We start from the raw sequence: 12950 nt of genomic DNA on the forward strand, positions 1-12950 counted from the left end.
GTTGGCTTAAAGAGCTAATACGAAAAAGAACAAGCCAAATTCATATTGGCTTGTTCTTAGTATCTATCGATTATTGAATAGAAGGTAAGCTAGCTGCTTCCATATTAATCGACATGCTCCAAGATTGTTCCTCTCGAATGGACTTAATTGATCCTCGGTTTGTAAGCCAAGTAGTTTGAGTGTCAAGGGGACCATAGTCTTCGAACTGTGTTTTACTTGTTACCTTACATGCTGCAAAAGTACCTGCAGGTACAGTGATTTCCTCTTTACCTAGGTAAGTTTCTTGGTAGTTGAAGGTGGATAGAAAGTAAGTTTGCGCATCGATAATGTCGCTTAGTGAGGTCTCTACAGAAACGGTTCTTAATCCAGGGTACTCTGTTTCACCGAATTCACCGCTGATCTCGTCATACCAAGAGTCGTATTGTGATGTTAGCGGTGCATTGGTTGAGGTTCCGAAATCTACCATTTGATTGATGATTTTTTGGTTGTCAGCTATTACCGATGGTAATACGACCTTAGCCGCACCCCATCCCAATGAGTCATCAGAGTTAAAGCCTTCTTGACCTAGATAGTGATCTTCAGAGCTATATGAATACTCATACCCCATTAAAGCACCTTCCGAATCTTTGATATCGATACGCGTTTTTTCTAGGCTACCCGCTAAGTCAGAAATCCAACTTGGGAGCCCGGTGACTAACGTAACGTCATTCAGCCAAGAGAAAGTATCACCCAGATAGGTAAATTCATAAGTTAGGCTCTCGGTAACAGGATCTTCCTCCCACATAGGTGTGCGTTGTACATCGTAAACCGTGACGTCATTAGCTGTAGCAATGAACTCAGCATCCGGCAGCGAGTCAAGACAAGCCTGTAGGTTGAGAGGGTGTAAAGGTTGTGGTGTTAATGCGTTATCCAAAATGAACTGTTTAGTCGCTTCATCAAAAACATAAGCCTCACTGCCTGCATCTTCAACTTCCTTGTAGGTAATACGTACAAAGCCTTCGACTACAGACAAGTAAGCGGAGTTATCTTCTTTTTGGTAGTTAGACCATGTAGCTTGCGAGTGGATAGATTCAGGGATCGTAACTTGACGTAATACCTCGCCATTTACGGATTCATCTTTCCACGAACCGAGTTCTGACAATTTGGAGAATGTAGAATCAAAATTCCATGCTCTTGTATAATAAACTACGGTGCCGTTAGAGAGCAGCTGTGCAAATATTTCAGCACTTTCCATGCCTGCCATTGGAATTAAATCTGCATGATTGTTAGACGCTGTGTCATGACGGTCTGATTCATCTTCAGCAATGGTCGATGCCAAAGTGGCAAGCCATGTATCGCTGCCATTCTTAAAGGCGCTAATGCCGTTACACATGTTATTGAGCGCTTCATAGCGATCCGGAGCGTGCTCGGCACACCAATCACCTTTGTAAAAGGTATAAATGTTGTCGCTGATGTCTTCTACAGACAATTTATATGCGGTTGTGTTGTCAGGGAATTTTAAACCTACTGGCATAATGTTAGACCAAACGTTCTCATCATCCGTTTGATCCATGATGGAACGAACATTGAGCCCACTGATATCTAATTGCTTGGCGCTAGCAACTTCACTAAAAATCGAGCTTCTAGACTCTAGAGTTAAGCTGCCGTCTTCGTTCGGCTTAATGCTGGTTAAGGTATCATCGCTCGCTTCCCAACCGTTTTGTCCTAACACCATGCTATTTGTGTCAGGGGTATATTCAAACTCAACAAATTGCTCAGCAAAGTAATCATAAATATAACTGGTATCGGTCACTGAGTTATCTGCATCAGACTTCAATGTTCCATAGGCAACTACTAAATCTTTGCCAGTGTCATTATCGCCGCCAAACCAATTGATACCGTCTGTTTTGATAAGCTTCGCAAGGTCGGCTTGCTTAGAGCCTTTATTTGCCTCATTTTCTTTAATTTTATCTTCGAGATTAGAGTCATCAATGGCGATGTGATCGCGATTAATACTGCCAGCAAGATCGCTTGGGTTGAAGTTATCTCCAGCTGCTTCAATATTTTTTACGACTTCCTCGAGGACTCGAGTGACTTCTTCATTAATCAATGCGGTGAGTGCTTCGACAGAAATACCGGCGCCCGCTGCTGTTTCTGATAACGCATCCGTGTTCTCTGCCATGACTGAAGCGGTAACTTGAGCAACGCGGTGTAGGTTTTCAAAAGCCGCTTTTTGTGCATCGGCTAAGTCGTTATTGTTTTTGGCTTCGATATAATCTTGCGTTAAATCGAGAGTTGTCCCTAACTTCTCTTGAATAGCTGTTTTAGCTTCTTCTAACGAAGAACCACTCTCTATTTCATTTTGAATCAGAGTCGTTAATGGGCTAATAAACTCTGATTGTGGCGGAGCCGTTAAGCGGTAACTTTTGTTCAACACGACACCTGGGTTATCGGTATCGATGGTTTGTCCGGCAACCACTTCGATCAACAGAGTACCTTGTTCAAGTTGTTCTTGAGTTAGATTATCAATTGTAAACGAACCATCGTCACCCGTTACGGCACTTGGCTCATCCTTATCACAAACTTTATTACTGTTTAGATCCAAACACGCATTGGCTCCTACCAAGTAGCCATCAGCGGCCTTTGCTGTTAAAGACGCTGAAGTTGCTGTTGAACCGCCAGTATCAGTTGTGGAGCTATCTGAACTGTCGCTACCACATCCTGCTATCCCTAGGGCTATTGCCACTGCTAACAGTGAACGTTGACCATTCATGTTAGTTCTCCTATTAAGTTATTGATAAAAATTTACTACTCTGGAATCAATTGGGAGAATGTCATTGATAAATATGACTATTTATAAATTGAACACCATTGGTGAAGAATGTATCAAAACGGCGTGTAGTGAAAATAGCAGGAAAACTTATTCTAGAGACATATCTAATTGGCTGAGTTATATATGCGAGTGATATCTATGGTGAATGTTTGGTATTTGTAATTGATTTTATTGTCAATTGATCTTTTGGGTAAGTGGTTGTTATTTATAGATTCACGTATGATTTATAGGTGCTGATTGTCTGTATAAAACCCAGAGGTGACCATAAGTTGACTAATCAGTTTAAACTGAAACAATAAGTCGTATTTATAGAAGTGTGTTGATCTAAAGGAAATTTGATGAGCTCTTATTCTCACGTTCGCAGTTACGCCAGTTTGTTCAGTGCCTTATCGTTGGCGGTTGCGTCAGCTCCGAGTGTCGCTGATATATCAACAACGCCCGTCATTGGTGGCGTGTTTAGCTCCAGTGAAGTGTTGAAAAATCAGGTGCTTTCAAGCCTAAGTTATTCTGCCAAACTCACTCGTGATGCGGCTCTTTTCACCATTGGTGGCGTTACATTAGATGCGTATATTCTCGCTCTCCCTTTAGATGTCAAAACCAAAGCCAGAGTCGTTGCTCAGTTATCAAACCCGACGTACTCAATTCCTTTGGGTTATTTTCTCTATAGCTATTACGACCGCTACTCAGGCTTGGGCAGTGAAGATGTGTTCAAATCTTACTTGTCGACGGTTTATGATAAGCAGGCGCTAAAGGGCTTTGAACATAGCCTCTATCATGTTGGAGATAAGCCAACCTCAGAGCATCACGAGCCAGATACCTCGACTGAAGCGACGGGACATCATGAAGGTATTCGCATCGATGAACAGTTCATTGCCAATATGGTGGTTATCTATGATGCGTTATTCGAAATTGGTGTTTGGCAGGATATGGACACGCTCCCTGCGAATTACACATACTTAACCAATAGCTCTGCAGATCTAGCGATCATCGCTCAGATTCAACCGATCATCGTTGATTTGATCGGTAAAGCGGCATTGGGAATGGATGACGGCGACATGAAGTCTGCAATGTTGGCGATTGCAGAAGATGGTAAACCAGAAAACGCTGATAAGCCGAACAATAAAGCACAAGCTCTTACCATCACGCTTATTGATTTTGTGCGCTTAAACTTGCTGAAAGCCTACCGACAGTTTGTGTTTAAAGAAGAACGTGCAGAAGCGCTTGATGATTGGATGCAGCAAGCGTTCAGTGACCAGCCTGATGCGCTCATTCAATTCTTAGAATCCCAACAGCACAAACGTTTTGCGGTTCAAGTGACCGTCGATGGTTTACAGCAAGGATTGATTGAGGGGTTGGTTGATGAAGATTCACCTTTCATTTCGGTTGCTTATCAGAATCATAAAAACCGAGCGCAATATAAACCTCAGCTAGAAGAAGTGATTGAACCTGAACATCAACAGCAGGTGAGGTTCATGGAAGTTCTGTCTGAACAAACCTACCGTGATCCGAATTATCTTCCGTTCTTCAAAAATCTCTATCAAGAGCATCGAGACAATATTAGCCGAGTGGGTATCTCTTCAACTCCAACAATCAGCGTACGCAATCTACCGATCATTAAAACGGGCGCGAAAGTATCGGGGCAAGGTGGCACTGGCATTCCTAATTTCCACTTTGTCGACCGAGAGATCGACCGAGCGTATTACTTCTTTGGTAATGATGCCCTGCAGTTGGATGTGTTGATGGAAAACAACAAGGTGCAGACCATGTTTGATCGCCTTGATTACCTTAAAACGCTGAACTGCAACGCTCAATATGATTGGAATGCTCACACCACTTACGACGGGCTAGTAAACCTAGGTTTGGGTGAGTCACTGCGTGATTATGGTGAGAAACGCTGCGTTAAAGAGCTTCAAGAACGTTCAGAAGTCGAAGTGGTTTTGCAAGAAAAGCGTCAAGCTTTGATTGAAGATATTGAAGCGTATCAGTCTATATCTGGCTTTGATTTTTTTACTAAGTTTTCAAAGAGAGCTCAGGTTAAACAGTCGATCACTCAGTTTGCCGAGTTAGATGGAAAAGGAATGCCAGACTACACCTTGGTGTATAACCCATGGCCGGATCACTTCGCACACTTCACGGGTCCTTTTAGTGACGAAATTCTGATGCCGACGGGAGAGCTCAATCGACTGGACTATTGGATTCGCCAGATTGAAGCGACCTACCGCAGTGCCGGCGTTTACGATAAAACGCTATGGGGCATGGCAGGGGATCATGGTTTAACGCCGGTGTTCTACGCGCTCAACCCCGAAAAGCAGGTATTTGAAGGCTTACAAGCAGAGCTAGCGTATCCAATTGTGGTTAAGAAGATATCTTCAGACGAGGGGGAAGGGCCTAAAATTACCAATGCACTAAGCTACCCAAGTTCAAAGGCGTTGGATGTTGTGGTTGCTTCTACTGCTGGTGGTAATTTCATGATGGACTTCTTTAATTCGGCTCACGGGTGGCAGGTTCAGCCGGTTTACCAAGAACTCACGCAGTGGTCTCCGATTGCAGCGCCAGATGGTCAGAACATAGACATCATTAATCAGATAGCGCAGCGCTTGCCTGAAAGTCTTGATTATATGGTCGTAAGAGAAAGTACATGTGATCAACAACGCTGCGCTGTTCGTGTGATTGGCAATCGTGATTTAAAACGGGTCGATGAATTGATCACACGTGAAGGTGACAAGCTTTTTTATGAGTCATTGGAAGACAACCGAGCGCCGATTTTGCTTAATACCCAAAGGCTCAATCCATATCTTGCATCGCCAAGCGAAGTTGATTTTGCGCGGTATTCTCAATTGGTAGAGAAGTGTATTAACCGAGCGATTAAGGCGGATGTGACAACATGGTGTAGCAGTGCAGAATGGACCGTATTAACGCAACCAACACCTCGACCAGATTCAGTAAATCAACTGGCTAATATCTACCTTGAAGATAGGGCTGGCACGGTTAACTTGTTCCCTAAAGCGGGAATTGGCTACAACACCAAGGTACCGGGGCGTCATGCTGGTGAGGATTACTTAGAGAAAGATGCCTTCATCGGATTCTGGGGAGCGCCAATTGGCGATAACTCTCAGCAACTGAAAATCGAAGCTAACGGGTCTTTAGCGCCAACGCTGTTTGAGTATTTGACCGGAGAATCGGTGGTTGAAGGTGAGAACGGTTGGGGTTTTCCGTCGTTGATTGATAAATTAGATATTTCAAGCGCGCACTAAAGTAAACGCTCTCTACCTACTCGCTATATAGGTTTTCTCTGTAGTTTGTTAGGTTGAGAGCTAATTCCACAAAATCATCATCACTATCATCAACAACGTGATAGCCCAGTGATTGATAAAAGCTAATGGCGCGAGTGTTACTTCTAAAGCTCGATAGAGTGACGTGACTAAGTTGCTCTGCCATCGCTTTTTTATGTATGAGAGTCATGACTTGCTTACCAAGCCAACGGCCTTGGTATTGAGGGGAAATGATCAGCAGGTGAATATGGTATGCGTTGTCATAAGGCTTAAAACACACAAGTCCAACCCTTTGTTTTCCTAGGTATACCCAATGAAACCAAGAGGGACGGTAATCGTTTAAAAGTCGTTGACGTTGGAAGTCGTCATCCCAACCGAAAACATCATCTACGTGTATGAATATGCCTTGTTTCACACACGCAAATAGTTCTTCGAATTCAGAATTTGAAACGAGCTGGAATTGTATATTCTCTTCTTTTATTGCCACTTTACTTCCTGAACAAACGCTTTCGAATAAGCAAACAGTAACATAATTGAAAAGGTAGGCTGCACTTTTAGTGTGGGTTGTTTTGATGCAAAAAAGCCACGCGTAGTGCGTGGCTTCGATACTTAATATCCAGAATGTTCTATGCGTTAGTCGTTGTCTTCTGCTTCGATTTCACTCGCGATGTACTGGTTGTTAACCTTGTAAGCTTCAGCCTCAATACGTTGACCATGTAAAGTATGGAAACTTAGACCATCTTCATAGCGAGTATTTTGGTTAACGTAGACGGTTTGACTACCTGCAGTTGTCTGAATAACAAAGCTCAATGTTTTGTCATCTGTGCTCTGAACTTCGCCTTCAAAATCAACGTCATTATCATTCCAATCTTGTGAATCATCGTCGTGTTCAAATTCGACTTCGGTAGCAACATTTTCGCCGTTCGCTTTTTTCGTTGTTACTTCGACTTCTGTACCTACGGTCAAGCTTGATTGGTTACCATCTTCGTAACGAGTGCTGTCATTGACAACAAAGCGCCCTTTGTAGCTTAAATCAAATGATGATTTGTCGTTAGCTACCCAAGTAATAATGCCTTCGATTTCCGTGTCATTGCTTACTTCGCTAAAGTCTTCGACTTCCACTTCTTTTGCTTTCAATATAGAGCCAACCATTGAGCCTGTCACTTCAACCCAAAGACCATTCGACAACCCTGTGTTGCTATCGTCGTTATCGATGTGAGCATTGGAATAATCAACGCTGAGGTTTGCTCCGAGTTTGAAATTCGATTCATTTAAATCACTGATTAGCCCTTCAACTTCAACCGATTCAGTTAAGTTAGAGTGCTCAAACTTAACAACAGAAAGTACTTTGTAACCTGCATTCACTGTCGGTAAAGAAGAGACCATAACCCAATCGCCATTTTCAATTTCACCTGACAGATTTGTAAAGGTCAATGCGATGCCATTGACTTTAAATGTACCATTATTATGGTTGGTGTCTGAAATAAGACCAACCATGGTCGGCTCAAGGCCAACTTGAGTCCCGCCAGTGTGAGTTGAAGCGCTGCGAGCAATAGATGAAATAGAGACCATCATGTTTTTTTCTAGGTCTGCAATTGCCACGTCTTCGCCTGCATAGTTCGCACTGTCTACTTGATAGCTATAGCCATTCACAACAACGGTGTTGCCAGAAACAGAGTCAATGGTACCTTGAACTGCTGATGGAGCTTGCGTGTTGTTATCGTTGCTTCCATTGCTATTGCTGTCACTACCGCCACAGCCAGTTAGAATTAAACCGACAACCGAAATCAGCGCTAACTTTTTCATCTATATACTCTTTATTTAGTTTATTGAGGGTGTATCTTATAAACTCAAGCGTGAAGCACTCGTGAAGAAAGGTGAAATAAATCGATGAAAGTTTTGATCGTTGATGACAGCCACAATGTGGCAGAAACCATTGCCGATTACCTAGAGCTGGAAGGGATGGTGATCGATTGTGCTTATCATGGTGAAGCGGCATTGAAGTTAGCGTCTGAGAATCATTATGACGTGATTATCATGGACATCATGATGCCTAAATTGGACGGCATCTCCGCTGTTAGAAAGTTAAGAGAAGAGGTGCAGTGCCCTACGCCAATTCTTTTTTTAACCGCTAAAGATAGGTTGGACGACAAGATTGCGGCCTTTCAAGCGGGCGGAGATGATTACTTGGTTAAGCCTTTCGCCATGCAAGAGCTCAGTTTAAGGCTCAACGCATTGGCAAGCCGCGGACCACGCCAAGATATTGGAAAGCAGAGTTTTGCCGATATCTCTCTCAACTCGCAGACCGACGAGGTATACCGAGAAGGTAGGTTGATTAAGTTGAGTCGTATTCAGCTCAAGATACTAAAAGTCCTTATGCGTCATGCACCAGCGATTGTTTCAAGAACTGAAGTGATTGATTCTGTTTGGGGTGATGAATCGCCAAGCAGTGATGCACTGCGAAGTCATATTTATGGCCTGCGTAACGCGCTCGATAAAGGGTTTGAACATTCACGATTAGAGACTATTCATGGACAAGGTTACCGACTCAAAGCATAACAGTTCAAGCCACGGCGATTACCCGAGCATCTACCGAAAAATCCGCCGCAGTTTTGGCTTGATGACCTTGGTCATGTTCGGGCTTTTTTGGACAGTGATTTATATCGCTGAAAACCAGATGGAAGTGATCAGCCTCCATCACTGGCTAGACACTGAAGCTAACCGTTATACGTCTGAATATCAGTTACTTGGCGAAGATGCGTTGTTGCCGAATCAAAACGAGTTTTCGAGTTACTGGAGTGAAGCGGAACTGCCTAATTGGTTAGCTCGATACAAACAGCCCGGCTTCTATGAACATCTGTTGGGTACGGAAGATAAACACTTTTACGTATTCGAGCACCCATCAGGCGAAGGGTTGATGTATATCTTGTTTCAAGATGACGCTGACGACTACCTCGACGAGTATGAATGGAGCCTCCACAACTACACCCTCATACTTGGCGGTTTAACGTCCATTTTTATGGTTTTGTATGGAATCTATGTTGTGCGATCGCTGTCGAAGCCACTCAATCAGATAGAAAAGAAAATTAGGCAAATGCACCCTGAGCAGCCAAGTTTTGAAGTCGAGACGTCTTACGCTGAAACACGACACATTGAGCAAACGCTTTTAGATTCAAAGAATCACATTTCAGGTTTTTTTCAGCGGGAAGAGGAGTTCAATCGATTTGCCTCTCACGAGCTACGAACTCCTATTATGGTGATTAAAGGGTCGGCAGATCTGCTAACTAAAGTACCCAATCAACCTCCTGTTGCGTTAAAAGCGATTAATCGCCTTCAAGAAGCGAGTGAACAGATGCGAGTGCTGACTGAAATGTTTTTGCTGCTTGGTAAAGAGAGTATCGATGAGCACTATTTCGGTCACTATGACTTGGTAGTCGAAGTTCAGAATCAGTTGCTTGAAATGGCGCCTTTGTTTGCCAAGCAGGATGCGAGTTATGATCTGGATGTCAAAGAGACTGTTACTGTGTATGCGCCAGAGAGCTTTATTACTATTGTATTGAATAACTTAATTAAAAATGCGTTTAGCTACAGTATTGGCGATGTTGGAATTGTGGTGACAGGTTCTCACTTAGTGATTACTAACCGTCATGATGGCAACGAGACTTACAATGCTGGCTATGGTTGTGGCCTAGTGATTGTGCAACGAATTTGTGAGCGAATGGGTTGGAGTTTTGAAACTCAAGATGATGGGCTTCAATTCAGTACTTACTTAGACTTTTCAGCGAATAATCAAGTGGGGTAGCAGGTAGTTTCGATTTAAAACAAAGAACTCTTTGAGAAGGAGAGTAGTGTGGCCAAGTCAGCCACACTAGCATATGCGTTGTTATACAATCTTAAGCGCGTGATGGCGCGTGAGCTGTTTGTGTAGCGAGTCTTTGAGCTCCATGCGTTCTACTTTGAGGTTGTGCATGCTGTCGTCATCGATAGGGCTGCCAGAGATTTCTAGCTGACGGATGTCGTAGTCGAGTTGGTGGTACTTCTGCATGTCTGCTTTGAATTTTTCGTCGTCGTGGTTGAGCTGAACAATGTCTAATTTAAGATCTGGGAAATCTAAGATAAAGGCATGGTTTTCATTGAGCATTGGCACTTCCTCACTTGTCTAATTAACTTCAGTATAGAGCCTATTTTTGAAGATAAATGTGGTTCAAAACACAAAGCCGTAAAGCGATCAAAAAAGGGCACAAACTCGAGGGATCATCCTCGAACTTGCGCCCTTTTTAATGTTCATAGCTATATATTCAAAGCTATACGTTTAGAGCTATACAGTTATAGGCCTAAATCAGAAAGCCTACTTTGCTTTCTTACCAGAACGTTGTTGCTCTTTGTGCGCAAGCTTCTCTTTTTTACGTTGCTCGATAAGGTGAGCAGCATCGCCGCCTACGTGGGTTTCGCCACGAGCATTCGATAGCTGAACTTGCTTTTCACGTTCGCGGAAACGCGCTTTCTGCTCGTCGCTGTGTTTATCAATACACTTAGGGCAGCTTACGCCTTTCTCAAAGTGCTCAGACGCTTTGTCTTCGTCTGTGATTGGCAGGCGACAAGCGTTACACACGTCGTAACCGCTCTTCTCTAGCTGGTGGTTAACTGCAACACGACCATCAAATACGTAGCAGTCGCCTTCCCACATGCTCTCTTCTTCTGGTACTTCTTCTAGGTACTTAAGAATGCCGCCTTCAAGGTGATAAACCTCATCAAAGCCTTGCTCTTTCATGTAGGCTGTTGATTTTTCGCAACGAATACCGCCAGTACAGAACATCGCGACTTTCTTGTGCTTCTTAGGATCAAGATTTTCTTCAACGTACTGAGGGAATTCACGGAAGGTTTCCGTGTTTGGGTTTACGGCATTTTTGAATGTGCCGATATCGACTTCGTAATCGTTACGAGTATCAACCAAGATCACATCTGGATCAGAGATAAGGTCGTTCCATTCGTTCGGCTTCACGTAAGTGCCGACGACGTGGCGAGGGTCGATGCCTTCAACGCCCATGGTTACGATCTCTTTCTTAAGCTTAACCTTGGTGCGGTTGAATGGTTGTTCTTCGTTGAACGACTCTTTGTAAACAACATCAGCCAAACGAGAATCTTGTTTGAACCATTGAAGAAGAGCGTCGATAGATTCGCGCTTACCTGCAACAGTACCGTTGATACCTTCGCTTGCAAGTAGCAAAGTACCGCGGATTTGGTTAGCTTCTAACACGCCAGTGAGTGGTTGGCGAATTTCTTGGTAATCATCAAGTGCTACGAATTTATACAGAGCACATACAACATATTGAGACATGGTTTTTCCTTTCTGCGAGCTGGAACGTAAATCCAGAGCGGTTGCCTTTTATGATGCAGACTGAGTTTAATTCACTCAGGTTTGCTCATATTGGCTTATTAAAATCCGCCGCAGTATAACCAAGCCAAGGATGGACAAAAACCAACCAAAAGTAGGGCTATTTATCATTTCTATTTGTGTGGTTTATGGGCTAGAAAATGCAATGAAACCGTTTTATCTGCTTCGAATTACAACACGTATTCCCAAACCAAAAAGGCCCTGCTGTAACAATACAGCAGGGCCTTGGTATCTAGTCCGTTTTACTTAATCGGTGATTACGCTTGGTTAAGTACTTCAGCTAAGCGTTTCACCGCTTCAGTCAACTCTTCTGGGTTGGCGTTAGTGAAGTTTAGGCGCAGTGCGGCTTTCGCTTCATCGGCCTTTGGATAAAATACTGGGCTTGGTACAACCGCCACACCATTCGATAGTAGAGTTTTAGCCAATTCGAAGGTGTCGCACTCAGGGATCTCAACCCAAATGAACATCCCGCCATCAACGGCTTTCAATACACAGTCAGCAGGCAGCTGTTTCTCTAGTTCTGAGAACAGCACCTCATAACGAGACTTGTACAAAGTACGAATGTTTTCCATGTGCAGGTTGAAATCTTCATGTTTTAGAAGACCAACAAGCAATGCTTGCATAGGAACGCTTGAGTGCAAATCCGCGCCTTGCTTCACTTTAATCAGTGGCTCAAGGTAGCTGCGTTTACCTGTCACCGCACCAATACGTAAGCCTGGCGATGCAATCTTAGAGAATGAACGAAGAACGATAGAGTTATCAGGGCAGAATGAAGAGACCAACGGCAGTTCCGTACCTGTGAAACGTAGCTCACGGTAAGGCGCATCTTCAATAAATGCCACGTTGTATTTGATACAAAGCTCAGCTACTTTTTGACGAGTTTCTGTTGTCCAACAAACGCCAGTCGGGTTATGGAAATCTGGCACCGCATAGAACATCTTCGGAGATTGCTGTGCAAAGCACGTTTCTAGTTCGTCTAAGTTCGGACCAAATTCAGTTTGAGACACAGTCACTATATTCGCCTGAACCAAACCAAACACCTGCATCGCACCCAAGTAGCTCGGCGCTTCCATTACAACCACATCATTCGGATCAACATACGCACGAGCAATCAAATCCAGACCTTGCTGAGAACCGGTACAGATCATCGCTGTGTGAGTTTCTGGCAATTGGTAGCTTTGCGTCAGGTGGTCAAGCAAAGGGCCGTAACCCGCTGTCGAGCCGTATTGGAAAACTTCAGGCATGTTCGCTAGGTTTTCTAGCGTTGGCTTCATTAAATCGATCGGGAAGGTTTTCTCATCCGGCAGACCACCGGCCAGTGAGATGACGTTTGGATCGCTTGCTGCTGCGAGGATCTCTCGAATGTATGAAGATTGAATCTGTTGTAATGACTGTGCGATTTCCATGTGTTGTGTCTCGTCGTTTATCGTTTTTATTCTATCGCTTGATATTACACGGCAATTGTAAAAAT

Annotated in this window: 9 protein-coding genes; 3 read left to right on the forward strand and 6 right to left on the reverse strand. The window is 43.7% G+C overall.

The features are described from left to right. Positions 1-70: 70 nt before the first annotated feature. A complete protein-coding gene (locus tag CWO27_RS04355; protein WP_107898603.1) occupies positions 71-2752 on the reverse strand; it encodes a hypothetical protein in 2682 nt (893 codons plus the stop codon). 398 nt (positions 2753-3150) lie between these two features. Here CWO27_RS04355 and CWO27_RS04360 point away from each other — a divergent pair, with 398 nt between their 5' ends. Further along, the gene (locus CWO27_RS04360) at positions 3151-6066 is read left to right on the forward strand and encodes an alkaline phosphatase family protein (protein ID WP_107898604.1); all 2916 of its coding nucleotides are present in this window, start codon (positions 3151-3153) and stop codon (positions 6064-6066) included. Positions 6067-6082: 16 nt separating this feature from the next. Here the strand turns inward: CWO27_RS04360 and CWO27_RS04365 are convergent, their stop codons facing one another. Beyond that, the gene (locus CWO27_RS04365; RefSeq protein ID WP_107898661.1) at positions 6083-6550 is read right to left on the reverse strand and encodes a GNAT family N-acetyltransferase; all 468 of its coding nucleotides are present in this window, start codon (positions 6548-6550) and stop codon (positions 6083-6085) included. Between the two features lie 167 nt (positions 6551-6717). Continuing rightward, positions 6718-7890 carry a DUF5666 domain-containing protein gene (locus CWO27_RS04370; protein ID WP_107898605.1) on the reverse strand — a complete coding sequence of 391 codons (1173 nt, stop codon included), beginning with the start codon at positions 7888-7890 and terminating at the stop codon, positions 6718-6720. Between the two features lie 84 nt (positions 7891-7974). Between CWO27_RS04370 and CWO27_RS04375 the strand changes: the two genes are divergently transcribed. Together CWO27_RS04375 and CWO27_RS04380 are read left to right on the forward strand one after the other, a co-directional pair. After that, positions 7975-8643, forward strand: a complete 669-nt coding sequence (locus tag CWO27_RS04375; RefSeq protein WP_107898606.1) for a response regulator transcription factor — start codon at positions 7975-7977, stop codon at positions 8641-8643. Beyond that, the gene (locus CWO27_RS04380) at positions 8615-9886 is read left to right on the forward strand and encodes a sensor histidine kinase (protein ID WP_107898607.1); all 1272 of its coding nucleotides are present in this window, start codon (positions 8615-8617) and stop codon (positions 9884-9886) included. Before CWO27_RS04375 ends, CWO27_RS04380 begins: the two co-directional genes overlap by 29 nt. Before the next feature lie 81 nt (positions 9887-9967). Here the strand turns inward: CWO27_RS04380 and CWO27_RS04385 are convergent, their stop codons facing one another. The 3 genes from CWO27_RS04385 to CWO27_RS04395 all read right to left on the reverse strand — a co-directional run bounded on the left by CWO27_RS04385 (position 9968) and on the right by CWO27_RS04395 (position 12885). After that, positions 9968-10225 carry a YdcH family protein gene (locus CWO27_RS04385; RefSeq protein WP_009846137.1) on the reverse strand — a complete coding sequence of 86 codons (258 nt, stop codon included), beginning with the start codon at positions 10223-10225 and terminating at the stop codon, positions 9968-9970. A gap of 207 nt (positions 10226-10432) precedes the next feature. Continuing rightward, positions 10433-11422, reverse strand: coding sequence for an oxygen-dependent tRNA uridine(34) hydroxylase TrhO (trhO, locus tag CWO27_RS04390; protein ID WP_102432092.1), 990 nt, complete (start codon positions 11420-11422; stop codon positions 10433-10435). Between the two features lie 314 nt (positions 11423-11736). After that, a complete protein-coding gene (locus CWO27_RS04395; protein WP_107898608.1) occupies positions 11737-12885 on the reverse strand; it encodes an aminotransferase-like domain-containing protein in 1149 nt (382 codons plus the stop codon). Positions 12886-12950 lie beyond the last annotated feature (65 nt).

It is taken from the genome of Vibrio sp. 10N.286.51.C3, from assembly GCF_003050065.1.
Taxonomy (GTDB): domain Bacteria; phylum Pseudomonadota; class Gammaproteobacteria; order Enterobacterales; family Vibrionaceae; genus Vibrio; species Vibrio crassostreae.